38 protein-coding genes and 1 rRNA gene are annotated in these 24,870 nt (G+C 41.5%); 30 read left to right on the top strand and 9 right to left on the bottom strand.

Features of this window, described 5'->3' with window-relative positions:
* Positions 1 to 110: ribosomal RNA gene (gene rrf, locus NCI00_RS26745) — 5S ribosomal RNA — on the top strand.
* A gap of 103 nt (positions 111 to 213) precedes the next feature.
* On the opposite strand, the gene NCI00_RS26750 is transcribed toward rrf, so the two are convergent.
* The 9 genes from NCI00_RS26750 to NCI00_RS26790 all read right to left on the bottom strand — a co-directional run bounded on the left by NCI00_RS26750 (position 214) and on the right by NCI00_RS26790 (position 8,764).
* Positions 214 to 435 carry a DUF2795 domain-containing protein gene (locus NCI00_RS26750; protein WP_013927448.1) on the bottom strand — a complete coding sequence of 74 codons (222 nt, stop codon included), beginning with the start codon at positions 433 to 435 and terminating at the stop codon, positions 214 to 216.
* A gap of 140 nt (positions 436 to 575) precedes the next feature.
* Positions 576 to 1,073, bottom strand: coding sequence for an NADH-quinone oxidoreductase subunit C (locus NCI00_RS26755; RefSeq protein WP_253532760.1), 498 nt, complete (start codon positions 1,071 to 1,073; stop codon positions 576 to 578).
* Between the two features lie 4 nt (positions 1,074 to 1,077).
* Complete coding sequence (gene nuoB / locus NCI00_RS26760) at positions 1,078 to 1,620, bottom strand: NADH-quinone oxidoreductase subunit NuoB (RefSeq protein ID WP_253532762.1); 543 nt, start codon at positions 1,618 to 1,620, stop codon at positions 1,078 to 1,080.
* Between the two features lie 12 nt (positions 1,621 to 1,632).
* Positions 1,633 to 2,349, bottom strand: a complete 717-nt coding sequence (locus NCI00_RS26765) for a phosphatase (RefSeq protein WP_253532765.1) — start codon at positions 2,347 to 2,349, stop codon at positions 1,633 to 1,635.
* 114 nt (positions 2,350 to 2,463) lie between these two features.
* Positions 2,464 to 3,666 carry a DUF1501 domain-containing protein gene (locus tag NCI00_RS26770; protein WP_253532768.1) on the bottom strand — a complete coding sequence of 401 codons (1,203 nt, stop codon included), beginning with the start codon at positions 3,664 to 3,666 and terminating at the stop codon, positions 2,464 to 2,466.
* Between the two features lie 28 nt (positions 3,667 to 3,694).
* Positions 3,695 to 5,131 (bottom strand): DUF1800 domain-containing protein, encoded by a 1,437-nt coding sequence (locus NCI00_RS26775; protein ID WP_253532771.1) that lies wholly within the window; start codon positions 5,129 to 5,131, stop codon positions 3,695 to 3,697.
* 152 nt (positions 5,132 to 5,283) lie between these two features.
* Complete coding sequence (locus NCI00_RS26780) at positions 5,284 to 6,897, bottom strand: sodium/sugar symporter (protein WP_166560982.1); 1,614 nt, start codon at positions 6,895 to 6,897, stop codon at positions 5,284 to 5,286.
* A gap of 95 nt (positions 6,898 to 6,992) precedes the next feature.
* Positions 6,993 to 7,820 (bottom strand): formyltetrahydrofolate deformylase, encoded by an 828-nt coding sequence (gene purU / locus NCI00_RS26785; RefSeq protein WP_253532773.1) that lies wholly within the window; start codon positions 7,818 to 7,820, stop codon positions 6,993 to 6,995.
* A gap of 86 nt (positions 7,821 to 7,906) precedes the next feature.
* Entirely contained in the window at positions 7,907 to 8,764 is an 858-nt protein-coding gene (locus tag NCI00_RS26790; protein WP_253532775.1) for a hypothetical protein, read from the bottom strand.
* Positions 8,765 to 9,196: 432 nt separating this feature from the next.
* On the opposite strand from NCI00_RS26790, the gene rplC reads away from it, so the two are divergent.
* From rplC to rplQ, 29 genes are all read left to right on the top strand, one after another.
* Positions 9,197 to 9,817 carry a 50S ribosomal protein L3 gene (rplC, locus tag NCI00_RS26795; RefSeq protein WP_253532777.1) on the top strand — a complete coding sequence of 207 codons (621 nt, stop codon included), beginning with the start codon at positions 9,197 to 9,199 and terminating at the stop codon, positions 9,815 to 9,817.
* Positions 9,818 to 9,848: 31 nt separating this feature from the next.
* Positions 9,849 to 10,478: a 50S ribosomal protein L4 gene (rplD, locus tag NCI00_RS26800; protein ID WP_114068156.1), complete on the top strand. Its 630-nt coding sequence runs from the start codon at positions 9,849 to 9,851 to the stop codon at positions 10,476 to 10,478.
* Positions 10,479 to 10,482: 4 nt separating this feature from the next.
* On the top strand, positions 10,483 to 10,773 hold the full coding sequence (gene rplW, locus NCI00_RS26805; RefSeq protein WP_013927436.1) for a 50S ribosomal protein L23: 291 nt from the start codon (positions 10,483 to 10,485) through the stop codon (positions 10,771 to 10,773).
* Between the two features lie 36 nt (positions 10,774 to 10,809).
* Positions 10,810 to 11,634 (top strand): 50S ribosomal protein L2, encoded by an 825-nt coding sequence (gene rplB, locus NCI00_RS26810; protein ID WP_253532779.1) that lies wholly within the window; start codon positions 10,810 to 10,812, stop codon positions 11,632 to 11,634.
* A 10-nt stretch (positions 11,635 to 11,644) separates the two neighbouring features.
* Positions 11,645 to 11,923, top strand: coding sequence for a 30S ribosomal protein S19 (rpsS, locus tag NCI00_RS26815; RefSeq protein WP_013927434.1), 279 nt, complete (start codon positions 11,645 to 11,647; stop codon positions 11,921 to 11,923).
* 77 nt (positions 11,924 to 12,000) lie between these two features.
* The gene (gene rplV, locus NCI00_RS26820; RefSeq protein WP_114068154.1) at positions 12,001 to 12,366 is read left to right on the top strand and encodes a 50S ribosomal protein L22; all 366 of its coding nucleotides are present in this window, start codon (positions 12,001 to 12,003) and stop codon (positions 12,364 to 12,366) included.
* A gap of 14 nt (positions 12,367 to 12,380) precedes the next feature.
* A complete protein-coding gene (gene rpsC, locus NCI00_RS26825) occupies positions 12,381 to 13,238 on the top strand; it encodes a 30S ribosomal protein S3 (protein ID WP_114068153.1) in 858 nt (285 codons plus the stop codon).
* A 48-nt stretch (positions 13,239 to 13,286) separates the two neighbouring features.
* A complete protein-coding gene (rplP, locus tag NCI00_RS26830; RefSeq protein WP_114068152.1) occupies positions 13,287 to 13,721 on the top strand; it encodes a 50S ribosomal protein L16 in 435 nt (144 codons plus the stop codon).
* Between the two features lie 11 nt (positions 13,722 to 13,732).
* A complete protein-coding gene (rpmC, locus tag NCI00_RS26835) occupies positions 13,733 to 13,933 on the top strand; it encodes a 50S ribosomal protein L29 (RefSeq protein ID WP_013927430.1) in 201 nt (66 codons plus the stop codon).
* Between the two features lie 39 nt (positions 13,934 to 13,972).
* Entirely contained in the window at positions 13,973 to 14,257 is a 285-nt protein-coding gene (gene rpsQ / locus NCI00_RS26840) for a 30S ribosomal protein S17 (protein WP_114068151.1), read from the top strand.
* Positions 14,258 to 14,259: 2 nt separating this feature from the next.
* Positions 14,260 to 14,628, top strand: coding sequence for a 50S ribosomal protein L14 (rplN, locus tag NCI00_RS26845; RefSeq protein ID WP_114068150.1), 369 nt, complete (start codon positions 14,260 to 14,262; stop codon positions 14,626 to 14,628).
* 5 nt (positions 14,629 to 14,633) lie between these two features.
* Positions 14,634 to 14,987, top strand: a complete 354-nt coding sequence (rplX, locus tag NCI00_RS26850; RefSeq protein WP_114068149.1) for a 50S ribosomal protein L24 — start codon at positions 14,634 to 14,636, stop codon at positions 14,985 to 14,987.
* An 83-nt stretch (positions 14,988 to 15,070) separates the two neighbouring features.
* Positions 15,071 to 15,625 (top strand): 50S ribosomal protein L5, encoded by a 555-nt coding sequence (rplE, locus tag NCI00_RS26855; RefSeq protein WP_166560986.1) that lies wholly within the window; start codon positions 15,071 to 15,073, stop codon positions 15,623 to 15,625.
* 27 nt (positions 15,626 to 15,652) lie between these two features.
* Positions 15,653 to 15,922: a 30S ribosomal protein S14 gene (gene rpsN / locus NCI00_RS26860; RefSeq protein ID WP_013927425.1), complete on the top strand. Its 270-nt coding sequence runs from the start codon at positions 15,653 to 15,655 to the stop codon at positions 15,920 to 15,922.
* Positions 15,923 to 15,999: 77 nt separating this feature from the next.
* Positions 16,000 to 16,398: a 30S ribosomal protein S8 gene (rpsH, locus tag NCI00_RS26865; RefSeq protein ID WP_013927424.1), complete on the top strand. Its 399-nt coding sequence runs from the start codon at positions 16,000 to 16,002 to the stop codon at positions 16,396 to 16,398.
* A 19-nt stretch (positions 16,399 to 16,417) separates the two neighbouring features.
* Positions 16,418 to 16,975 (top strand): 50S ribosomal protein L6, encoded by a 558-nt coding sequence (gene rplF / locus NCI00_RS26870; RefSeq protein ID WP_166560987.1) that lies wholly within the window; start codon positions 16,418 to 16,420, stop codon positions 16,973 to 16,975.
* Between the two features lie 27 nt (positions 16,976 to 17,002).
* Positions 17,003 to 17,359 carry a 50S ribosomal protein L18 gene (gene rplR / locus NCI00_RS26875; protein WP_114068146.1) on the top strand — a complete coding sequence of 119 codons (357 nt, stop codon included), beginning with the start codon at positions 17,003 to 17,005 and terminating at the stop codon, positions 17,357 to 17,359.
* Between the two features lie 6 nt (positions 17,360 to 17,365).
* The gene (gene rpsE / locus NCI00_RS26880) at positions 17,366 to 17,881 is read left to right on the top strand and encodes a 30S ribosomal protein S5 (RefSeq protein WP_114068145.1); all 516 of its coding nucleotides are present in this window, start codon (positions 17,366 to 17,368) and stop codon (positions 17,879 to 17,881) included.
* A gap of 12 nt (positions 17,882 to 17,893) precedes the next feature.
* Positions 17,894 to 18,073: a 50S ribosomal protein L30 gene (gene rpmD / locus NCI00_RS26885; RefSeq protein ID WP_013927420.1), complete on the top strand. Its 180-nt coding sequence runs from the start codon at positions 17,894 to 17,896 to the stop codon at positions 18,071 to 18,073.
* 13 nt (positions 18,074 to 18,086) lie between these two features.
* Complete coding sequence (gene rplO / locus NCI00_RS26890) at positions 18,087 to 18,533, top strand: 50S ribosomal protein L15 (protein WP_166560988.1); 447 nt, start codon at positions 18,087 to 18,089, stop codon at positions 18,531 to 18,533.
* A 60-nt stretch (positions 18,534 to 18,593) separates the two neighbouring features.
* Complete coding sequence (gene secY, locus NCI00_RS26895; protein ID WP_166560989.1) at positions 18,594 to 19,907, top strand: preprotein translocase subunit SecY; 1,314 nt, start codon at positions 18,594 to 18,596, stop codon at positions 19,905 to 19,907.
* An 8-nt stretch (positions 19,908 to 19,915) separates the two neighbouring features.
* Entirely contained in the window at positions 19,916 to 20,710 is a 795-nt protein-coding gene (gene map, locus NCI00_RS26900) for a type I methionyl aminopeptidase (RefSeq protein WP_253532873.1), read from the top strand.
* Positions 20,711 to 20,732: 22 nt separating this feature from the next.
* Entirely contained in the window at positions 20,733 to 20,951 is a 219-nt protein-coding gene (gene infA / locus NCI00_RS26905) for a translation initiation factor IF-1 (RefSeq protein WP_013927416.1), read from the top strand.
* A 102-nt stretch (positions 20,952 to 21,053) separates the two neighbouring features.
* A complete protein-coding gene (gene rpmJ / locus NCI00_RS26910; RefSeq protein WP_013927415.1) occupies positions 21,054 to 21,170 on the top strand; it encodes a 50S ribosomal protein L36 in 117 nt (38 codons plus the stop codon).
* A 9-nt stretch (positions 21,171 to 21,179) separates the two neighbouring features.
* Positions 21,180 to 21,557 (top strand): 30S ribosomal protein S13, encoded by a 378-nt coding sequence (gene rpsM, locus NCI00_RS26915; RefSeq protein WP_114463897.1) that lies wholly within the window; start codon positions 21,180 to 21,182, stop codon positions 21,555 to 21,557.
* Positions 21,558 to 21,668: 111 nt separating this feature from the next.
* Positions 21,669 to 22,064: a 30S ribosomal protein S11 gene (rpsK, locus tag NCI00_RS26920; protein ID WP_114068142.1), complete on the top strand. Its 396-nt coding sequence runs from the start codon at positions 21,669 to 21,671 to the stop codon at positions 22,062 to 22,064.
* Positions 22,065 to 22,167: 103 nt separating this feature from the next.
* The gene (gene rpsD / locus NCI00_RS26925; protein WP_253532780.1) at positions 22,168 to 22,779 is read left to right on the top strand and encodes a 30S ribosomal protein S4; all 612 of its coding nucleotides are present in this window, start codon (positions 22,168 to 22,170) and stop codon (positions 22,777 to 22,779) included.
* A gap of 130 nt (positions 22,780 to 22,909) precedes the next feature.
* Complete coding sequence (locus NCI00_RS26930; protein WP_166560991.1) at positions 22,910 to 23,899, top strand: DNA-directed RNA polymerase subunit alpha; 990 nt, start codon at positions 22,910 to 22,912, stop codon at positions 23,897 to 23,899.
* A 137-nt stretch (positions 23,900 to 24,036) separates the two neighbouring features.
* A complete protein-coding gene (rplQ, locus tag NCI00_RS26935) occupies positions 24,037 to 24,804 on the top strand; it encodes a 50S ribosomal protein L17 (protein WP_166560992.1) in 768 nt (255 codons plus the stop codon).
* Positions 24,805 to 24,870 lie beyond the last annotated feature (66 nt).

The following is a 24,870-nucleotide window of genomic DNA, read 5'->3' on the forward strand; positions in this document are numbered from 1 at the left end:
TGGTGGTTACAGGGCGGGTGTTCACCTCTTCCCATTCCGAACAGAGAAGTTAAGCCCCGCTCCGCCGATGATACTGAGATAAAACTTGGAAAAGTAGGTAGCCGCCACAATATTAAAAATGAAGAGCTCGCTGAAAAGCGGGCTCTTTTGCGTTTATACAACCTGACTAAATAATTCATAAAAGAAGCCCAGTAAATGGGCTTCTTCTAATCATTAATATTCATCTTCGTTAAAGAAGAAATCGTCCTTTGTGGGATAATCAGGCCATATTTCCTCAATACTTTCATAAGGTTGGCCATCATCTTCCAGTTCCTGCAGGTTTTCGACGACTTCCAGAGGAGCTCCCGTGCGAATCGCAAAATCAATTAATTCGTCCTTTGTGGCGGGCCAAGGCGCATCCTCCAAATAAGAGGCTAATTCCAGTGTCCAATACATACTCAATTCCTTTTATTAGTTCTAAAATAAGGTTTAAAAACCAAGCAAACTTGCCAATCCAACGCTTTTTTTGTTGAATTTGTTGCGAAGGATAGCATTTTTTTTGGTTATGTCAAGAAAAATTTTCAACTCGTTGATTATTAGTACTTTACTTTTATTCCATGGTATGAGTCTTGCTCTTCATAATCTTTTTGGAGGGGATGACCTTCCCAATCTTTTGGAAGTAGAATTCGACGCAAATCAGGATGATTTTCAAAGTGAATTCCGATTAAATCAAACGCTTCGCGTTCATGCCAATCAGCTGTTTTCCAAATACTAGATACGCTTGGTATAGAAGGCTGTTTCCCATCAATCTGTCGTGGAAGCATAACTTTCAAAATTAGATTCCTTTGATAGGGGATTGAAGTCAAATGGTAAATTACTTCCATTGTGCCTTTTTCTGGACCATTGTCAATTCCCGTCAGGCAAGCCATAAAGTCAAAGTACAGTAACTCATCTTCATGTAAAAATTGACAAATGTCCAAAAGTAAATTTGCGGGAATCTGTATTATGGGTTGAGCAGTTTTTTCGTTTACAACCAGAATCGCATCTGTGTTAAATTTACTTTTTAATCTCTCTACTATATCATGTGTGGTCATGTGATCAGGTGGTATGGTTTTCGGCCTCCAACTCCAAGAGTAGCATGGGGGCAATTGGATGTTCCTGACGGATTTTTTCCTGCAATTTTAAAAAACCTCCAATTAATGCTTCTGGGCGCGGCGGGCATCCAGGCACGTAAACGTCTACTGGAATGATTCTATCTATTCCTTTTACAACGTGGTAGCCATGTTCCCAGTAAGGACCTCCGCAATTTGAACAGCTCCCCATGGAGATTACGTAGCGCGGTTCTGGCATTTGTTCATATAAACGGCGAATCCTATCTGCCATTTTGAAGGTAACGGTTCCAGCAACAATCATTACATCTGATTGACGAGGAGAAGGGCGGGGAAATATCCCAAATCTTTCAAGGTCATAGTTTGAGGCGTATGAAGCCATCATTTCAATGGCGCAGCATGCCAAGCCAAATCCCATTGGCCACAACGATGATAATCTTGACCAGTTGAGTAAATCCTCCACACTCGAAAGAATTATGCCACCTTCACCCGTTTTTAATCTGTTTTCCTGAAAATCTATTGCTTGCGACATTTGTGATAAACGCTAGATTGTTTGTGATTCAAATTTCCCATCCGACACCGTAAAAAAAGAAGTTTCAATCAATTGCCGTTGGGAAAGGTATTGGTCATACTCTGGATAAAAACGTAGCCTATTGGTAATCGTTTGATCATGTATTTGGGAAAGCCCCAGCAAAAGTTCACACCCTTCTCGAACCGCAAAAGCACCACCAGCCTGTCCGGTGATGTAGTCGACAAGGTTATGGTCAATAACGTATTTTTGAAACAGAGGGTTGCCACCGTGCCGAACCATGATGCGGATGCCGCACTGCTCGGCAATGGATAAATCCAGCGCATCGTCAAAAAAGAAGGCTATTTCTTCTGGTTTGAGATGATGGATTGCCATAAAATGTTCAAGAGCGGCAATTTTATGTTTGATACGAAAATAGCAGGAATCATAGTGCTCTCGTTTGGCCAGCTGAAAAGACATGGTATTCCGCTCTCCTGAAATTACGGCTGTGTACGGCATCTTGGACTGAGACAGCCACCAACCAAAACGAAGTAAGTTGATTCCCATTGAATCTACTTCACTGAAGTTGCTGGTTCCGTGTTCATTTTTTGTACCGTCGTTGAATACGCCGTCCCAGTCAAAAATAAAGGCTTTTATCTTTTTTATTTTTTCCGTAAAAAGCTCCATAGGAATAATAAATTCCCCTCCCAATTTGCTGAAAAGAGTAGAAGTATCTTGAATCGTATCGGTCATTCCCTTTTTTATTGATTAGCGTAAAAATAGGGAAATCCTCTCAAGGAAGGTGAGAATAAAGAAAGATAATTGGGGGCTAACTTAAAACGACTGCCTTAAAGCAGTCGTTTTAAGTTAGAAGAGTGGTAGTTTGTTGAATTTTTGGGTAAGAATCTTGGTGGAATCTGTGTGAAGCCAATCATCCAACAATGTTGCGTATACTTCTCGAAAATCAATGCTGTATTTTAAGTCGCCGTTATCTAAGTTTGTTAAATCAGGAGCTTCGTTTAAAATAGGGCGGGTACGTTTCGGGCCACCGATTAAAAATACATTATTGGCAGTTCCATGATCCGTACCGCTACTTGCATTTTGCTTTACTCTTCGGCCAAATTCACTGAATGTCAAAACCATAACATCATCAAGGCGGCTATTGGCTTTCATATCATTGACAAAAACGTTTACCGCTTCAGCATATTGGCGAAGAAGACGGTCTTGTTGGTCATTTTGGCGTATGTGAGTATCAAAACCAGACAAAGAAACGTAATACACGCTTGTGCTTACGCCAGATGTGATAAGTTCAGCAATGGTATTAAGGCGTTTCCCTAATTCAGTCGTTGGATACATCATTCGGGATTTATTGACTTTTGCTTTCGTATGAACATATTCGGCAGACGACACAGTTTCGGCCAGCGTTTTATAGAGATAAGCAACATTGTCATGGTTATCTGCTGCAGGAATATCGGTCAATGTTTTGACAAATGCACTTTGCGTTTGTCGGTATAACTTCTCAGGGTTTTGCAACGATAACCCATTGACTTGCTGCCCTTTTAAAGCTAAACTTAATGTATCGTCAATTTCAAGGGCTTGGTGCGGGAGGCAGGATTGGCCAATGCATTGAGCATCCAAATAACGACCTATCCAGCCGCTGGATAGATATTCTTCCGAACTGCTTCCCGTTTGCCAAATATCCATCGAGCGAAAATGGGAGCGGTCGGGATTGGGATAACCTACATTATTGATGACAGAAACCAGTCCATTGTCATATAATTCTTTGATTTTTTCCAGTGCGGGATTAAAACCGATTTCATCGTTGAGCCGCAGAACATTATTTTGATTGATGGCGATGGAGGGGCGCTCTCGGTAGTAAATATCATTCCGAAACGGAACTACCGTATTAAGGCCGTCATTGCCGCCAGAGAGTTGAATAACCACCAGGATTTTATCGTTGAGCGGTTTTTGTCCAAAGTGTTTTTGCTCATACGCTTTTAAAAACTGAGGAATTAAAAGCGAACCAGCGGTAGTAAAAGCCGTTTTTTTGAGAAATGTGCGACGTTTCATTATTGAAATACTATTTATGAAAAACGGGTTAGCAAACTTGATATTCGAGTGTACTCATTAAAGAAATGCAAAGTTGTTTTACCGTCTCTGAGCGTTCGGGGGCCGAAACCTTATTTTCAATGCGTTTTATGGTTGCATCATTAATTGGTACCTGTAACAAATAGGATGCCAAGGTTTTGCAAAGAGCAGAGTCAGGAATTGATTCGAAAGAATGGGCAAAATCCTGCCAGTTCATATTGATTTCAAACTTATTCTTGCGGACCAATTTTTCCTCGTTGACATCTCCACTTTCTTTTACGCTGACATTTATGGTTTCGTTGCGAAAGAGTACACTAGGGAGTTGCAACCGAGAAAGTAAACTGGAACTATCAATCCAAGCTTTTCCGCCAGGCCAACCAGCTACATTGGGGGGATTAAAAAGAACTTGGCCCAATATTTTTTGGGTGTATAACACGGGCGTCTTATCCACAAAATTGAGGTTGAAGGTTCGTTGCAAGCCAGATAGATATTCTACAGGAGATTTAATTTGTGCACCGATGTTTACGGAATGGTAAAACCAGTCAGATGTAAAAACGTATTCCATTAAGTCGGCAATGTCGTACTGGCTATGATAAAAACGTTTTGCCATTGCCGTGACGTGAGCTTCGTCTACTTTTTCATTGACAAATGCGCGATAAATTTTGGTTGAAATGTGTTGGGCCGTTTTAGGATTTGCCAGTAGCATTTCGATTACATCTTCTCCTTTATAATTCCCAGATTTGCCAAAGATGGTTTTGAGGCCATTGTCGTGAAAGTTTTCTCTAAAAATGAAATCACCATTGATATTAAAACCCCATCCTGTAAAAGCCCGCGCTGCTTCTTTAATATCCTGTTCGGTATATTGTCCTCGCCCTAGGGTAAATAATTCCATCACTTCTCGGGCAAAATTTTCATTAGGGCTACGCTTTCTGTTTTGTTGATTGTTCAAAAACTGTAGCATCGCAGCGTCTTTTGAAACGGCCATCAACAAGTCTCCGAATTTGCCAAGTGCATGGGTGCGTAAGGTGTTATTTTGTTGTTGAATGAAGCCAACAGCTCTACTGCGGCAGGCGAAATGGTTGTGCCAAAAAAGCGCCATTTTCTCACGAAATGCATAAGCTTCATTTCCCATTTGAGCAACCCATGCATCATTGAGAGTGCTAATGTTTTCACGGCGTTCTTGGGCCATGAGTTTAAGCTTGTCGCGCAGGTCTTCACGGGAGCCTCCTGCATTTTGTTTAACCGCCTGCCTAAGATTTTTTAAATTTTGAGCAGGGGTATCAGATACCTGTTCCAATAGTTTTAGGTGGCTGCTGTCTCTGAATAAACTTTTAACAAGCTGAAGTCTTGACATTGACATCGCTTTTTGTACTTCACTAGGTGAAGCTCCGAAGCCAGCTCTCCAAAATAGGTGTTGAATAGTGCGTTGGTGTTGGATAGCGTCCATGCAGATGAATGGTGTTGAGCGTTTGTGTAAGTTTTCAGGCAGTTTTAGAGCTTAGATGGACGGTGAGGAACAAAAGTTTAATGAAGGGCCAAAAAAATACCCCTGCCAAGTATTGCATCGGCAGGGGTATTTTTAAAAAAAAGTAAGATTAATTACCAGAATACGGTATAAAGTATTGCGATAATTGCACAAATAACTGCGGTGCCGATGGCAAAGGTTCCTTTGATTTTGAACATGGAGGAATCAATTGCTAAGCCTTTACTGCTAGGCTGCCAAAGTCCTAGTACAACCATTACTGCCACGCAGATTAAGAATACGATTCCCATTCTGTCTAAGAACGGAACCAAAGTCCAGTCAGTACCGGGTAGCCAGTTGTTGTGCATTGAAAAGGCAATAAGAAAGCCACCGACAATTGCAAAGAGGGCCCCCGCCGAATTGGTTTTTTTCCAGAAAAAGCCCAGAATAAAAGCGGCAAATACACCGGGTGAAACAAGCCCAGTCATTTCCTGAATAAACTGAAAACCACCTTTTTTGTCAATACCCATGTAAGGAGAAATAATAATTGCCAAAATCATGGCAACAACAATCGTTACCCGTCCAATCCAAACAAGTTTCTTTTCATCAGCATCTTGGCCGATGTATTTTTTATAAATATCAAGGGTAAAAATGGTTGAAATACTATTTGCCTTTCCTGCCAAAGAAGCTACAATTGCCGCCGTTAAGGCCGCAAAAGAAAGACCTTTAAGTCCAACTGGCAGCAAATTTAGTAATACCGGATAGGCGCGGTCCTGATTGAGTTCGCCACCTTCAAGCATTTCCATTTGAAACAAGCCTTTTTGATATAAGGTATAAGCGGCAATTCCTGGTAGTACCACAATGACAGGCATTAAAAGTTTTAAAAACGCGGCAAAAAGAATCCCTTCTCGCGCTGTTTTGAGATCAGCACCGAGCGCACGTTGCGTAATATATTGATTGCAACCCCAGTAATTCAGGTTGACAATCCACATTCCTCCAATGAGTACCGTCAAACCGGGCAACGCCATGTAGTGCGGGTTGCCTTCTTGGAAAATCATGTGGAAGTGATCTTCTGACTTCTCAAGCATGGTACCGAAAGCACTGGTAATTCCCTCTACACCAAACTCTTGAGAAACCAAATCCATGGCTAGGTAGGTGGTTGCTAATCCTCCCAAAATGAGGAAAAATACCTGAATAACGTCGGTATATCCAATTACTTTCATTCCACCGACCGTAATGATAACGGCAAAAATGGCCAGCCCAATCATACACACCGTAAAATCAATTCCCGAAATGGTAGAAACCGCAAGCGCCCCTAAAAACAGGATAGAGGTTAAATTCACTAATACGTACAAAAACAGCCAAAAAATGGCCATAATTAAGCTAACGGTTGTATTATAACGTTGATTCAGGAATTGTGGCATTGTAAAAATACGATTCTTCAAATAGATAGGCATAAAGAAAATACCCACCACTAACAGCGTGGCGGCGGCCATCCATTCATAGGTTGCAATAGCCAATCCCATTGAAAACCCATTGCCCGACATCCCAATGAATTGTTCAGCCGAAATATTGGAAGCAATTAAGGATGCGCCGATTGCCCACCAGGTAAGCGAGCCTTCAGCCAGAAAGAAATCAGTTGTACTAGCTTCTTTGGTTTTTTTTCGTTGATAAATCCAATAGCCGTAGCCAGCGACCACTATGAAGTAAAAAAGAAATACCAGATAGTCTAAGGTTTGAAGTTTTTGCATGTCTTCCAGAAAGGTTAGTATGAGGGTTAAAAAACGGGGTGCAAGATACTTAAATGTGTATAAAAAAATAGGAAAAATACCATTTTAGTAATAATCTACAATATAACTGTACGATTGCCGTGGATAAAGACGCGGTCATTGAATACCAACTTTAAGGCTTTAGACAGTACAGATTTTTCGGTGTCTTTTCCCAAAGTAGCCATATCTAGCGCCGTTAGGCGGTGATCTACTTCTTTTACGTCCTGAGCAATAATCGGCCCTTCGTCAAGATTATCATTGACAAAATGGGCCGTAGCTCCAATGATTTTGACGCCTCGTTCATAAGCTTGGCGATAAGGGTTGGCTCCAATAAAAGCGGGAAGAAAGGAATGATGAATATTTACAATTCGATGGGGGTAGTGTTTTACAAAATCAGTGGTCAGAACACGCATATATTTGGCTAAAACTAGATACTCAGGTTTGTAAATATCAAGGGTTCTTAAAATCGCCTCTTCATGTTCATTGCGGGTTTTGTGTTCGTGAGAAATGAAATGAAAAGGAATGCCAAATTTGCTGACCAAAGGTTGTAAAGTATTATAATTGCTTATAACGGCTTGGATTGTGGCATCGAGTTCGTCAAAAGCATACCTTATGAGCAATTCGCCCAAACAGTCATGCTCTTTTGTTACAAACACCACAATGTCTTTCTTTTTTTTAGGATTGAGGCGTAAGTTAATGCCAGTAGGTAGTGTACTGTACAGGTCGTTAATTATTTTTTCAGGATCACCTTCGCCTTCAAATTCGGTTCTCATAAAAAACTGTTTGGAAGGACTTACGTATTCATCCTGACTGATAATATTTTGGTTATGATTATACAGTACATGGGTTACGTTATAAATAAGCCCTTTATTATCAGGGCCGTTCATAAGTAGAATATGCTTCATATTTCAATAGGTTTGTATACATAAAAAGCGGTTTATATTGCTATATAACCGCTTTTCTGAAAAATCTAAAATAGTATTTTATGTTCTTAGTAGTAACATCTTAGCTTTCGGCGCTCGGCGCGTCGGGCTTGGGTACCGAGTAAATACTCAGCCCGAAACGATAAAAATCCGTAAGAGTCTTTTACTTTAGGATTTCCCCGTTGATTTCCAGGCTCATTTTGTGGAGAATACCCGGACGGCAGATTGGTTAATTCGGGCCTTCTATCCGACAAAGCCAGTGCTAGTTCAGACATTCCTCCTGGATTAGGATAATTTGTACTGACATCATCCAAATAATCTGAATTTGCAAAATTATCACTAAGCTCAACGGCAAAACTCCAACGGTCGTCGTGTTTCCAAGAAACTCCCACCCCAATCACCGCAATACGCACGTTACGTTTGTAAGCTACTCCTTCAGTCATTAGCGGCGGCAAACTATGCCAAGTGCCCTGATACTTTGCTTTAGGATTAATTCTTGTCATGCCGATTCCCCCCAATAAATAAGGTTTTAATAGGCGTTCGTCGTTATAACGGAATGCGTCAATTTGCAATCCTATATATCCAGCTGGGTTATCAGAACGAAAGGAAAGATTATTGTACCAAATTGGGCCACCCGCCTGTTTTCCCGAAATACGATATATATCCACTTCTCCCCGTAACGCAATGCGCTCGGCTAGTCTATAACTCACCCCCAGTGCTAAATGAGGCTGGATAAACCTCAAATCAGTTTTGGCACGCATGTCTCCCATATAATAAGATATGCCGCCTCCAGCAAAAACTTTAATTACGCCAAACGCAGGAACATTCCGGCGAACAGGGCTATTACGCCTCGATTGAGCGCTGGCGTTTGCACAGAAGAAGATAGCTAAGAGGGTGAAAGCCACTCTAATACATACATTTGTCATAGTTTACGGGTTGTTCCTCGTATAGTCTACTAACGAAAACTGTGCCAACAGTTATACATTGAACAATTGAATTGTTAAGGTATAAAGCTGCCAAAAATAAAGGATTAAAATTATCTTCTGAAATTTTTAAAGTATAGCTTGCTTTTCAAGAATAAAATTCAGACCTTTGCGAGCCTTTAAAAAAGACACTTTTAAAGTTTCAATCGACATAGATTGGATGAAGGTCCGAAAGGAAACCACATCTGGATTCATAACTTAGGCTAAGTAGCAATTACTTTTCCACAGTAAAATGAGGTCAGATGTTTATCATCTGACCTTTTTTGTTGAAGTGAAAAATAAAAAAAGTAAAATAGTTGGATTGCTGAAATTAATTTCAGACTTTTGCAGTCCGTTTTGTAAAATAAATTTTATAACCTGCTGTAAATCAAAAAGATGTCTGGTTTAATAGGAAAAAAAATCGGGATGACTAGTGTGTACAGTGCGGACGGGCAGGCTCTGGCATGTACGGTAATTGAAGCTGGTCCTTGTGTTGTTACGCAAGTCAAAACCGACGAAACTGATGGATACAAGGCTGTCCAACTCGGTTTCGGAGAAAAAAAAGAAAAGCATACGACTCAACCGCTCGTGGGTCATTTTAAGAAGGCAGGTACTACGCCAAAGCGCAAATTGGTTGAATTTAAGGAGTTCGAAGAAGAACTTAGCCTTGGTCAAGCATTGTCAGTAGCAGATGTATTTGGTGAAGGAGACTTCGTTGATGTGGTAGGTACTGCCAAAGGACGTGGTTTTCAAGGTGTAGTAAAACGTCACGGTTTCGCAGGGGTAGGTGGCCAAACACACGGTCAGCACAACCGCCAACGTCACCCGGGTTCAATTGGTGCATGTTCATTCCCTTCTCGAGTATTCAAAGGGATTCGTATGGCAGGACGCATGGGGAATAACCGCGTTAAGGTTCAAAACCTTAAAGTGTTGAAAGTAATTCCTGAGCAGAATCTCGTTGTTATTAGTGGTTCGGTGCCAGGTGCGAAAAATTCGTTTGTAATCATCGAAAAGTAGTTAAGGCGAACCGTTCAATCCGATCAAGACAATGGAACTTTCAGTATTAGATATAAAAGGACAAGATACGGGCAAAAAAGTAGCCCTTGCCGAAACAGTATTCGGCATTGAGCCAAATCAGCACGTAGTGTATTTAGACGTAAAGCAATATCTTGCTAACCAACGTCAGGGTACGCACAAATCAAAAGAGCGCGCAGAGGTTTCGTACTCTACAAGAAAAATTAAGCGTCAAAAAGGAACTGGAGGCGCCCGTGCAGGGTCAATCAAATCGCCTTTGTTCGTGGGTGGTGGTCGTGTATTTGGACCAAGACCTCGTGACTACAGCTTCAAACTTAATAAGAAAGTGAAAGTATTGGCGCGTAAGTCAGTTCTTTCGACAAAAGCGAAGGCAAACGGTATCTCAATTGTAGAAGATTTTACTTTTGAAGGTCCTAAAACCAAGCAGTATCTTTCTTTCTTGAGTGCTTTCTCTTTAACAAATAAGAAAACACTTCTTATTCTGCCCAACCACGACGATAACGTATTTTTGTCTGGCCGCAATATTCCAAAGGTAAACATCACTACGGTTGACTCTGTAAATACTTACGATCTCATCAATGCTGAAGTATTGTTGATTAGCGAGACTGCAGTGTCGAAGTTAGAAAATCTCTTGAACAAGTAAGACAATGAGTGTACTCAAGCGACCGATATTGACCGAAAAAGCTACTGCGCTCAGCAATTTGGGCAAGTATGTATTTGAAGTGTCTAAAACTGCCAATAAAATTGAAATCGCAAACGCCATCGAAAAAGTGTATGGTGTTAAGGTAGCAAGTGTAGATACCATGCGTTCAATCGGCAGAAAAAAATCAAGAATGTCACGAGGTAAAGCAATTAGTGGTATTACTTCAACGTACAAGAAAGCCATCGTGACTCTAAAAGCAGGCGAAATAATTGATATTTATTCAGATATCGCCTAACTAAATCGTTGAAGTAGCAAATAACTGAAAAAAACAATGGCAGTCATTAAGCTAAAACCAACAACTCCCGGTCAGCGCTTTCGTACGGCTCCGTCGTTTGATGAAATCACAACCGACAAGCCTGAGAAAAGCTTGTTGGCCCCTATTAAAAAGACAGGTGGACGTAACAACCAAGGTCGTCGTACAGCTCGTTATATTGGTGGTGGTCACAAGCGCATGTACCGTATTATCGACTTCAAACGTGACAAGTTTGAAGTTGAAGCAACAGTAGTATCAGTCGAATACGATCCTAACCGTTCTTCTCGTATCGCATTGGTTGAATACCAAGATGGAGAAAAACGTTATATCCTTGCCCCGCAGGGTATTAAAGTAGGACAAACTGTTGTGTCAGGAACTAGTGTAGCACCTGAAGTAGGTAACGCACTTCCTTTAAGTTCAATGCCGATTGGTACAATTGTTCACAATGTAGAATTACATCCTGGTAAGGGAGGACAATTGGTACGCAGCGCTGGTACTTATGCCCAATTAGTAGCTCGTGATGGTAAATATGCAGTATTGCGTATGCCATCAAGCGAAATGCGCATGATACTTTCAACGTGTATTGCTACGGTAGGTTCAGTGTCTAACGCTGACCATATGAACGTAAGCCTCGGAAAAGCAGGCCGTAAGCGTTGGTTGGGTATTCGTCCACGAGTTCGTGGGGTTGCGATGAACCCAGTCGATCACCCTATGGGTGGTGGTGAAGGTCGTGCATCAGGAGGTCACCCTCGTTCTCGTACGGGCTTATACGCTAAAGGTAAAAAGACACGTACTCCGAAAAAGTATTCAAACCGTTTGATTATTAGCAAACGTAAAAAATAATCGAAGATAAATGGGACGTTCGATAAAAAAAGGACCGTACATTGATTTCCGCCTTCAGACCAAAATTGATGTAATGAATGGTGCCGGCAAGAAATCAGTTATCAAGACTTGGTCAAGACGCAGTACAATCTCCCCAGATTTTATTGGTCATACTTTTGCAGTACACAATGGAAATAAGTTCATCCCTGTGTACGTAACCGAAAACATGGTCGGGCACAAATTGGGTGAGTTTTCCCCAACACGTAATTTCCGGGGGCACATTGCCAAAAAAGATAAAGGCAAAAGATAGAATAGTCAATAGTTGTTCAGTCAATAGCCATTTGACCTAATGACTGACACTAACCACTAACGACGCACAACAAGAAAATGGAAGCAAGAGCTATATTAAGAAACGTACCCACTTCACCTCGTAAAATGCGGCTTGTAGCTGATATGATTAGAGGGCAGAAAGTGAGCCGTGCGCTGGCAATTTTGCAATATCAACCGCAGGGTGCCGCTCCAGTTTTGAAAAAAGTATTGATGTCGGCTGTTGCCAACTGGCAGCAACGAAACGAAGATGCTAAACTCGAAGATGCTGAATTGTACGTAAAAACAATTTTTGTTGATTGTGGCGCAATGTTGAAGCGTCTGCGTCCAGCACCTCAGGGTCGTGCTTACCGTGTTCGTAAACGCTCTAACCACATCACAATTGTGGTAGATGATGCAGCAGAAGTAATCCAACAAGAAGCCTAAAATTTCAATAACGAATGGGACAGAAAGTTAATCCTATAGGTCTGCGACTCGGTATCGTCCGTGGTTGGGATTCAAGCTGGTACGGAGGACGTGAGTTTGCCGACAAGCTGATTGAAGACGAGCAGATCCGCAAATATATTTCCGCTCGTATTCCTAAAGGTGCTATCTCCAAAGTAGTCATTGAACGTACTTTGAAGCGTATCACCCTTACAATTCACACGGCTCGTCCAGGAATTGTAATCGGTAAAGGCGGAAATGAGGTCGACAAGATTAAAGAAGAGTTAAAAAAGATTACGGGTAAAGATATCCAAATCAACATCTACGAAATTAAGCGTCCTGAAATTGATGCTAAATTGGTGGGAGAGTCTATCGCTCAACAATTAGAAAATCGTATCTCATACCGTCGTGCTATGAAGCAAGCGATATCGTCTGCGATGCGTGTAGGTGCTCAAGGAATCAAAGTTCGTGTATCTGGTCGTCTGGGTGGTGCTGAAATGGCTCGTACAGAAGAATATAAAGAAGGACGTGTGCCTCTTCATACGCTCCGTGCCGATATTGATTATGCAATTTCAGAAGCACTTACCGTATATGGTAAAATCGGTATCAAGGTATGGGTTTTCAAAGGTGAAATCTTCGGAAAGCGTGATTTATCTCCTATAAGCGGTGGTGCTGCTTCGGCAGAACGTGCTGGTGGTAATGACCGTGGCGGAGACCGTGGAGATCGTCGCAGAGGTGGTGATGGAGACCGTCGCAGAGGTGGTGGTGGAGATCGTGACGGAGGTGGAGATCGCCGCGGAGCTGGAAACGGTCCTGGAGCTGGAAACGGTCCTGGCAAAGGCCGGAACAACAATAACCGTAATAAGAAAAAGTAATTATCGAAAGCAACGGGTCTTTATTGACTCCGAAAATACTGCTGAACCATGTTACAACCGAAAAGAACCAAGTTCCGCAAACAACAGAAAAGTAAAGGGTCTGAAAAAGGGATGGCCACTCGTGGCCACCAGATCGCTTTCGGTACGTTTGCCATCAAAACGCTTGAACCAGGCTGGATTACAGCCAGACAGATTGAAGCGGCTCGTATTTCTGTAACGCGTGCTATGAAGCGTGAAGGTCAGGTTTGGATTCGAATTTTTCCTGACAAACCTATTACCAAAAAACCCCTAGAAGTTCGTATGGGTAAAGGTAAAGGTGCTCCCGAATATTGGGTAGCTCCCGTTAAGGCAGGAACGATTCTATTTGAAGCTACAGGAGTATCACTCGAACTCGCAAGTGAAGCACTTCGGCTAGCCGCTCAAAAGTTACCTGTTAAGACTAAATTCGTAGTTCGTCGCGATCATCAAGAAGAAGCAGAATAAGCATTAGTCAAATGAAAAATAGTGAAATCAAAGCGCTGACGGTAGAGCAATTGAAGCAAACCCTTGTTGAGGAGCAAGATCGTCTACTCAAGTTGAAGTTTGCTCACGCCGTATCTCCGATTGAAAATCCGATGCGTATTCGTAATACGCGCCGTCTGATTGCAAGGTTGATGACGGAGTTGTCGGCTAAGGATAAAGCCGCAAGCGCGTAATAATGGTCAGGAGACCCCAATTGCAAAATAACCGACACAATGGAGGCAGCAGCACAAACAACTACAACTGTAGAAAGAAATTTACGCAAAGTCAGAGTTGGCCGCGTGGTAAGCAGCAAGATGGAAAAATCTTGTGTTGTCGCGGTAGAGCGTAAAGTTAAGCACCCAAAATATGGTAAGTTTATGAAAAAAACTACCAAACTCATGGTGCATGACGAAAACAATGAGTGTGGAGTAGGAGATACCATTCGCGTAATGGAAACCCGCCCGCTCAGTAAGAACAAGCGTTGGAGATTAGTCGAAATCATTGAAAAAGCGAAATAACAATGGTACAGCAAGAATCAAGACTGTCTGTGGCCGATAACAGTGGCGCAAAAGAAGTACTAGTTATCCGTGTATTAGGCGGAACTGGGAAACGATACGCCTCGATCGGAGACAAAGTAGTAGTGACAGTTAAGCAGGCAATTCCTTCAGGTAACGTAAAGAAAGGTACAGTTTCAAAAGCTGTAGTTGTTCGTACCAAAAAAGAAATCCGTCGGAAAGACGGCTCTTACATTCGATTTGAAGACAATGCCGTCGTATTACTCAACAACCAAGATGAACCTCGCGGTACTCGTATCTTCGGTCCTGTTGCTCGTGAATTGCGCGAGAAAAATTTTATGAAAATTGTTTCATTGGCACCTGAAGTATTGTAGAAGCAATGGAAAGAAAATACAACAAACAACCCAAATTACACATTCGTACCGGTGACACGGTGAAGGTAATTGCTGGTAACTCTAAAGGCCAGTCGGGTAAAGTCACCAAAGTATTGGTAGAGAAGCAACGTGCTATCGTGGAAGGGGTCAATTTGATCACGAAACACATCAAGCCAACGGCCGCCAATCCACAAGGTGAACTGAAGAAAACAGAAGGTTCAATTCATATCAGTAATCTGATGCTTGTTGATCCTGCGACTGGACAACCTACTCGTATCGGCCGTAAAGCCAATGAAGAAGGTAAGTTGCAACGTTACTCGAAAGAATCAGGTAAGTTTATTGCTGATCCTTCAAAGTAAGTAGTTTGATGAATGGGTAAAACCATCCATTAAAAACTCTAATAAATAACTGTGGGTCGGAAATCCACAAAAAAAAATCAAAAATGGCAACTCCGAGATTAAAAGAAAAATACACAAAGGACGTCGTTAAGCATTTGCAAGACAAGTTCCAGTATAAATCGGTAATGCAAGTACCTCGTTTGTCGAAAATTGTTATCAACAAAGGAATCGGTGCAGCGGTAGCTGATAAGAAGTTAATTGATCAGGGGCTTGAAGAGATTACTATTATTGCTGGTCAAAAAGCAGTACCTACTATCTCTAAGAAAGCAATTTCAAACTTTAAGTTGCGTGAAAAAATGCCAATTGGCGTTAAAGTTACTCTACGCGGCGACCGTATGTTTGAATTCTTAGACCGCTTGACTTCTATTGCTCTACCTCGTGTACGTGATTTTCAAGGTATCAGCGACAAAGGTTTTGATGGACGTGGTAACTATACATTTGGCGTAAAAGAGCAAATTATCTTCCCAGAGATTCAGTTTGATAAAATTAACAAAATCTCTGGTATGGATATCACGTTCGTAACTACCGCCAATACTGACGAAGAAAGCTACGAATTGCTTAAATCGCTTGGTATGCCCTTTACTAAAGGTAAGAAATAAGAATCCCTTTTTCAACGAAATAAGGAAATGGCTAAAGAATCCGTAAAAGCAAGAGAATTGAAAAAACAAAAGCTGGTTGCTAAATATGCCTCCAAAAGAGCTGCATTGAAAGAAGCTGGCGATTGGGAAGGTTTAGACAAGCTGCCACGTAGTTCATCAGCAGTTCGTTTGCACAACCGTTGCCGTTTAACTGGACGTCCCCGTGGATACATGCGTAAGTTTGGTATTTGCCGGGTGGTATTCCGAGAAATGGCTTCGGCAGGAAAAATCCCTGGTGTTACCAAAGCCAGCTGGTAAATCTCTTTTGTTTTTTAAAATCAATTCCGTAACTTTGCAGCCCTTTTACGGAAGGGCCGCAACAAATCAGTAGAGAAATGTTAACCGATCCCATAGCAGATTATCTGACGAGAATCAGAAACGCCATAAAGGCGAAGCACCGGGTTGTGGAGATACCTGCTTCTAATATCAAGAAGGAGATCACCAAGGTACTCTACGATAAAGGCTTTATCCAAAACTACAAGTTTGAAGATAATGGCCCGCAGGGTATTATTAAGATTGCTTTAAAGTACAACCCAGTAACAAAGCAATCAGCAATTGTTGACTTGCAACGTGTAAGCAAGCCAGGTTTGCGTAAATATTCGGGTGCTACCGATATTCCACGCATCCTCAATGGTCTTGGAGTAGCGATTGTATCTACCTCTAAGGGGGTAATGACCGACAAAGAAGCGCGCGTGCTCAACGTGGGCGGAGAAGTATTGTGTTACGTTTACTGATAAAATTCACAGAAAGAACATGTCACGTATAGGAAAAAAGCCGATTACGCTACCAGCAAACGTCACAGTAAGTGTATCTGACGATAACGTTGTGACTGTGAAAGGTCCCAAAGGAACGTTAGCCCGTACCATTGACCGCGACATTAAGGTAGAAGTAGAAGGAAGCGAATTGACAGTCGTACGTCCGACTGAACAAAAGCGCCATAAAGCATTGCACGGTCTCTACCGCTCTCTCATCAGTAACATGGTGACTGGAGTGCATGAAGGCTACAAAGCTGAGCTGGAAATTGTTGGGGTAGGTTATAAGGCGTCCGTGAATAATAATATTCTTGAGATGAGCCTTGGCTATTCACATGGTATCTATTTTGCAGTTCCTTCAGAAGTGAAGGTAACGGCAACAATGGAAAAAGGACAAAATCCAAAAGTTTTTTTAGAGTGTATCGACAAAGAACTTTTAGGCCAAATTGCCGCTAAAATCCGCTCGTTCCGTAAAGTAGAACCTTACAAAGGTAAGGGTATCCGCTTCATCGGAGAACAAATCAGACGTAAAGCTGGTAAAGCAGCAGCTAAGAAGTAATCAGTAATCTGAAAATTGTAATCAATCATGGCTTTAGCAAGAAGCGACAGAAGACAGCGCATCAAGTACCGGATTCGGAAGAAAGTAGCTGGAACAACAGAAAAGCCTCGCCTTTCAGTATTTCGTTCAAATGCGCGCATTTATGCGCAGGTAATTGATGATACAAAAGGAGTAACTTTAGTCTCTGCTTCATCTATTGAGCTTGATACCACTAATAAAGCGAGTGTCAATGCAGAAGATGCGAAAAAAGTAGGCATTAAACTGGCTGAGAAAGCAATTGCAGCTGGCGTTAGTTCAGTTGTATTTGATCGCAACGGTTATTTATATCACGGCAAAGTAAAAGCACTGGCAGACGGCGCCCGCGAAGGGGGTCTCAAATTCTAATAAGATATGTCAAACAGTATCAAACCTGTGAAATACAACGAGGCAGACCTGAAAGAAAAGGTTGTGGCTATCAACCGCGTTGCCAAAGTAGTAAAAGGTGGTCGTCGTTTTAGTTTCTCAGCAATTGTGGTCGTAGGTGACGGCAAGGGAGTAGTAGGTTATGGATTAGGTAAAGCTAATGAAGTAACTGATGCTATCGCAAAAGGAATCGAGGACGCCAAGAAAAACCTTGTACAAGTTCCTCTCTTGAAAGGAACAGTCCCTCATGAAATGCACGGTAAATTTAGTGGAGGTCTGGTTTTTGTTAAGCCAGCCGCCCCTGGAACGGGTGTTATTGCAGGAGGTGCTATGCGTGCTGTTTTAGAAGCCGCTGGTATACACGACGTGTTAGCAAAATCAAAAGGATCATCAAACCCTCACAACGTAGTGAAGGCAACGATTGATGCACTCCTTAAGATGAGAGCTCCTCACCAAGTTGCATTCCAACGCGGAGTAAAGTTGGCCAAAGTATTTAATGGATAATCTTTTGGGAAAATGGCAAAGGTAAGAGTAACACAAGTTAGAAGTAAGATTGGTAGACCCGAAGATCAAAAGCGCACCTTAGCTGCTTTGGGATTAGGTAAAATCAGTCGCAGTATAGAGATTGAAATCAATCCTGCCATTTCTGGTATGATTCAGAAAGTAAATCATTTGGTGAAAGTCGAAGAGATCTAATTGGCATATGACAATGAATCTTAGCTCATTAAAACCAGCCTCAGGCTCGGTAAAAACAAAAAAACGCCTAGGTAGAGGGCATGGCTCAGGAATGGGCGGTACATCTACGCGTGGACACAAAGGTGCTCAATCACGTTCAGGCTATAGCCAAAAAAGTCACTTCGAAGGAGGGCAAATGCCGCTCCAAAGACGTGTTCCGAAATTTGGTTTCAAAAACGTTAATCGCGTAGAGTACAAAGCACTCAACTTAGATTCTATTCAGGCATTGGTTGAAAAAACAAATGCTACTGTAATCGATATTGAAGTGTTGTACAACAACGGTTTAGTTTCAAAAACTGACTTAGTAAAGATTCTTAGCCGTGGCGAATTAAAAGTTGCCGTAGAACTGAAAGCTCACGCTTTTTCAAAAGCAGCAGCAGAGGCTATCGAAAAAGCAGGCGGTAAAGCCGTTACTTTGTAATCTTACCAAAGATTTTTTGTAACTTTGCCTGATTTTTTCACGGGTAAATCTAACAAACGCATGAAACGGTTTATACAGACCTTAAAAAATATCTTTTCAATTGAAGAGTTAAAGAATAGAATTCTTTATACTCTCCTTTTGATTGCGGTTTATCGTCTTGGTTACTACATTGTTCTACCTGGAGTAGATAGTAGCAAACTTAATATCGATACATCAGGCTTATTAGGCTTGTTAGATACATTTTTGGGCGGCGCTTTCAGTAAGGCTTCAATCTTTGCTTTGGGTATCATGCCCTACATTTCTGCTTCTATTGCCATTCAATTGTTAACAATGGCACTTCCGTATTTCCAAAAAATGCAGAAGGAAGGAGAATCAGGACGTAAGAAATTGAATCAGATTACGCGAGTATTAACCATTTTTGTTACCATTGCTCAGTCTGTAAGTTATTTGCAGACTACAATACCAACGGATGCACTTTTAATCACTCGCGCAGCCTTTACGATATCATCCGTTTTTATTTTAACAGCTGGTACAATTTTTTGTATGTGGTTAGGGGAAAGAATCACCGACCGCGGAATTGGAAATGGTACATCAATGCTGATTATGATTGGTATTGTGTCTCGTTTTCCAAGAGCTATTTATCAGGAAGCTGTTTCAAGAGGTACAGGAGAAGCGTTAATTTTTGTTCTTGAAATTGTAGCACTCTTTTTAGTCGTAATGTTTGCAGTAGCTTTGACACAGGCAGTACGTAGAGTGCCGATTCAATATGCAAAGCAAGTAGTTGGAAACAAAGTAATGGGTGGTCAAAGACAGTATCTGCCACTTAAACTCAACACCTCTGGTGTGATGCCAATTATCTTTGCGCAGGCTTTAATGTTTATACCATCATTGGTTGCAGGGTTATTTGCCGAAAAAAGTGATTTCGCTAGTTCAATAGCTACTACTTTCAATGATTATACAACTTGGCAATACAACGGTCTTTTTGCAACCTTAATTATTGTATTTACGTTTTTCTACACTGCCATTGCAATTAGTCCTCAGCAAATTGCTGACGATATGAAAAGAGGAGGAGGGTTTATCCCAGGAGTTAAACCAGGGCTTTCCACTTCTGACTTTATTGCTACGGTATTAGATCGTATTACTTTACCTGGAGGTATACTTCTTGCGGTGGTTGCTATTCTGCCATCATTGGCAAGTATGACTGGAATGACGAGAGAATTTGCACAGTTTTTTGGAGGTACCTCATTGCTGATTTTGGTTGGTGTCGTACTTGATACTTTGCAACAAGTAGAGAGTTATCTCCTCATGAAACGCTATGAAGGTTTAATGAAGTCTGGCCGAGTAAAAGGCCGTACTGAAACTGTAGCGGTATAATGACAAAAATGATTTTTCTTAAATCAGAAGAAGAAGTTTTACTGATTAAAGAAAGTGCTCAAGTTCTGGGAAAAGCCCATGCCGAAGTGGCAAAATGGATAAAACCTGGTATTACTACTAAGCAATTAGACAAAGTCGCGGAAGAGTTTATAAAAGACCACAAAGGTCAGCCTTCTTTTAAAGGGTATAATGGTTTTCCAGCATCACTTTGTATCTCGCTAAATGATATTGTGGTACATGGTTTTCCAAGCCAATATCAATTGCGAGAAGGAGATGTAATCTCTATAGATTGTGGCGTTAAGTTAAATGGATTTCACAGCGATAGTGCATATACCTACCCAGTAGGAAATATAAGTGCTGAAGTAATGAATCTTCTAAAACGTACTAAACAGTCACTGTATTTAGGGATTGAGCAGGCAGTAGAAGGTAAAAGAGTAGGTGATATTGGCTATGTGATTCAATCATACGTTGAAAAATTTGGCTACGGTGTTGTTCGAGAATTAGTTGGTCATGGTGTAGGTCGTAATTTACATGAAAGTCCTGAAGTACCAAATTATGGGAAACGAGGACAAGGACCTAAGTTACGGGAAGGAATTGTGATTGCGATTGAACCAATGATTACGTTAGGAAAAAGATCCGTGGTTCAGGAAAAAGACGGTTGGACTATCCGAACCACAGACCGAAAACCTGCTGCACATTTTGAGCACACTGTGTTGGTTCGTAAAGGCAAAGCAGAAATTTTAACGACGTTTAAGTACATAGAAGAAGTAACTGAAAATACGACGTTAATGGTAAGCATCTAATTCACTTACCGAAAAGCAGTATATGGCAAAACAAGGACTCATCGAAGTTGACGGAATTATAGTAGAAGCGCTCTCTAACGCTATGTTTCGAGTACAGCTGGAGAACAAACATGAGGTAATTGCTCATATCTCTGGTAAAATGCGAATGAACTACATTAAAATTTTGCAAGGTGACCGAGTTAAACTCGAAATGTCGCCTTACGACTTGTCAAAGGCTCGGATTATTTACCGATATAAATAGTAGTAACTTGATTGTAGATTGTAGGTTAAAATAGGATAAAGGAGTTTAGTAGAATTCCCGTCACGAGAGACCGAAATCTTAAATCCAAAATCACATACAACAATGAAAGTAAAAGCGTCTATTAAAAAGCGCAGTGCTGATTGTAAAGTTATTCGCCGAAAAGGTAAACTTTACGTTATCAATAAGAAAAATCCCAAGTACAAACAAAGACAAGGATAATTATAAGATATGGCACGTATTGCAGGTGTTGACATTCCAGACAAAAAACGCGGAGAAATCTCGTTGACTTACATCTACGGGATAGGCCGTAGCTCTGCTCGTAAAATTTTGGAGAAGGCTGGAATCAATTTTGACAAAAAAGTATCTGAATGGTCTGACGAAGAGTCTAATGCTGTTCGTGGAATCATTAACGGTGAATTTAATACCGAAGGTGCACTTCGTTCAGAAGTACAGCTAAGTATCAAACGGTTGATGGATATCGGTTGTTATCGTGGCTTGCGTCACCGTAAAGGATTACCTGTACGTGGCCAAAGAACAAAAAATAATAGCCGTACTCGTAAAGGTAAGCGTAAGACTGTAGCCAACAAGAAAAAAGCTACTAAGTAGTAAGTAAAGTTATCCGTTATCTGTTTGTTAATGTGTGAACATCTGTAACAGATAACCATTAACAAACGGCTTTCCGAAGCGATAACAACTAACGATTAACATTACAAAAAAATGGCTCAAAATAAGCGTAAAGATAAAGCTAAAAAGCGCGTTGTACAGGTGGAGCAAGTGGGTCAAGTTCACATTAGAGCTTCATTTAACAACATCATTATTTCGGTTACCAACATGTCTGGACAAGTGATTTCTTGGGCATCAGCTGGTAAAATGGGGTTCAAAGGCTCTAAGAAAAACACTCCTTATGCCGCTCAAACTGCCGCTCAAAGCTGTGCTCAAGTTGCCTACGACCTTGGCATGCGTAAAGCAGAAGTCTTTGTGAAAGGTCCAGGTTCAGGTCGTGAATCAGCTATCCGTACCGTACAAAATGTCGGTATTGAGGTTACTACGATCAAAGATATTACTCCGCTGCCACACAATGGTTGCCGTCCCCCCAAACGTAGAAGAGTTTAATTTTTAAGTTTTTATAAGGCCGTAAGGACAATCCGCAATTTGGACACTGGGGTTGCAGGATTGTTCCTACGGTAATTTTTGTGTTTAAATAAATCAAATTCAAATGGCACGTTATACAGGTCCAAAGTCCAAGATTTCGCGTCGTTTTGGTGAGGCCATCATGGGTCCCAGCAAGGCGCTGAATAAGAAAAACTATCCTCCCGGCCAACATGGTCGCGGACGTCGGAGCAAGAAGTCTGAATATGCACTTCAATTGCAAGAAAAACAAAAGGTAAAATATACCTACGGAATATTGGAACGCCAATTCCGTAATCTATTTCACCGTGCAGCTGTTCGTGAAGGTATTACAGGTGTAAACCTTTTAAAACTTTGCGAAGCCCGTCTTGATAACACCGTTTATCGTTTAGGAATTGCGCCTACTCGCCGTGCGGCTCGTCAATTGGTTAGCCACAAGCACATTACAATCGATGGAGAAGTAGTGAATGTTCCATCATTCTCACTGCGTCCTGGACAAATCGTTGGTGTTCGCGAGAAATCAAAATCTCTTGAAGCAATCACCGAAAGTTTGGCGGCACGTACAGCTACTGCGAAACGTTTCAATTGGCTTGAATGGGACAGCAGTTTGTTGGTTGGAAAGTTTGTTCAGTATCCAGAACGTGATCAGATTCCTGAGAACGTGAACGAGCAAGCAATCGTCGAATTGTACTCTAAATAGTTTTAAATCATTACAAAACCCATTTGATGTGGTGTTCCCATATCAGGGGTTTTGTTTTTGTGTGTTTGGTAAAACATACTTTTTTGCGGTTAATTACCGCCCTTCGGACTCTAAAAAAACTGCTAATCCTATGTCTATTTTAGCATTCCAAATGCCCGACAAAGTCGTAATGGAAAAAGCCGACGACTTTCACGGGTTGTTTGAGTTCAAGCCACTGGAGAAAGGTTTCGGTGTAACCATCGGTAATGCGTTGCGTCGTATCCTACTTTCGTCGTTGGAAGGCTATGCCATCACCAGCGTCAGATTTCCCAGTGTGCTCCACGAATTCTCTTCGATTGAAGGAGTTGTGGAAGATGTTACCGAAATCGTGCTGAACCTCAAAATGGTTCGCTTTAAAAAGGTTTCGGAAATGGTCGATAACAAAATCACAGTAAGCGTTAAAAATCAATCGGTGGTGACTGCTGGCGACATCGCCAAGTTTACGTCATCTTTCCAGGTTTTAAACCCTGATTTAGTTATTTGCCATATTGACGACCAGATGACATTTGAGATGGAAATCTTGATTGAAAAAGGTCGTGGTTATGTACCAGCTGATGAACCGCGTAATCAGGAGTTGCCAATCGGCCACATCCCTATTGATGCGATTTACACACCTATCAAAAATGTTAAGTACAGCGTTGAAAACACGCGCGTTGAGCAGAAAACTGACTACGAAAAATTGTTAATTGAAGTGACAACCGATGGGTCAATTCACCCAGAAGAAGCACTAAAAGGCGCAGCTTACATTTTGATTCAGCACTTTATGTTGTTCTCAGATCAAACGATGACGTTTGAGACTCAGAAAAACGACGAAGTAAGCGAGGTTGATGAAGAAATGTTGCGTATGCGTAAACTTCTGAAAACGCCTCTTGCTGACCTTGATTTGTCAGTTAGAGCTTACAACTGTCTCAAATCAGCTGATATCAAGACCTTGGGTGACCTTGTGAAACTTGAAGTAGCCGATATGATGAAGTTCCGTAATTTCGGTAAAAAATCACTTACTGAATTGGAACAACTTGTCGCTGAGAAAAATCTGACATTCGGTATGGACGTTGTGAAGTACCGCTTGGATGAGGACTAAGTAATTATTGGGCTTCGAAAGCTGATTTAGCAATAAATCACCGCCTTTCGAAGCCCAAACTTTAAGTAAATTGTTTCACCGGTTAGTATTCTGAAGCGCGTGAACCGCCGCTCGAAGCTAATCACAAACTCAAACCAATGAGACACGGTAAGAAAGACAATCATTTAGGACGTACCTCCTCACACCGTAGCGCTTTGTTGCGTAACATGGCGGCGTCTTTGATTTTACACAAACGCATTCAGACAACATTGGCAAAAGCAAAAGAACTGAAAAAGTACATTGAGCCAATTTTGACCCGTGCAAAAGAAGATAATACGCACAACCGTCGTATTGTGTTCTCTTACATTCCTGAGAAGGATGTAGTGAAAGAACTTTTCAGTACTGTAGCTGACAAAATCGCTGACCGTCCGGGTGGTTACACTCGTATTATCAAACTGGGTACCCGTCAAGGTGATGCTGCTGAAGTTTGTTTGATGGAATTGGTTGATTTCAACGAAACATTATTGACTGCTGCCGAAGAAAAAGCAACCAAAACACGTCGTAGCCGCCGCGGTGGTAAGAAAAGTGCTGATGCTGAGACCTCGGCCGTAGAAGTGAAAGAAGTAAAAGCAACTCCAGTCATTGAAGAAGCTCCTGTAGCAGAAGCTGAAACTTCAAGCGCTGATGATTTGGAAGTTGTAGAAGGAATTGGACCGAAAATCGCCGAAGCGCTTGCAGATGCAGGTGTAACGACTTTTGCTCAATTGGCAGACATGACTCCTGAGGCAATTCAGGAAATTGTATCGGCAGCTGGCATCGGTTCAAAGAGCCCCGCAACATGGCCTCAGCAAGCCGCCCTTGCTCGTGATGGCAAATTTGATGAATTGAAAGCTTGGCAAGATGAATTAAACGGTGGCCAAGAATAACTTTTCTCATATATACTTTAATAAAATGAAGAAAAGTTAAAATATAGAAGGGGTTAAACGAAAGTT

It is taken from the genome of Runella salmonicolor (genome assembly GCF_024158025.1).
Classification (GTDB): domain Bacteria; phylum Bacteroidota; class Bacteroidia; order Cytophagales; family Spirosomataceae; genus Runella; species Runella salmonicolor.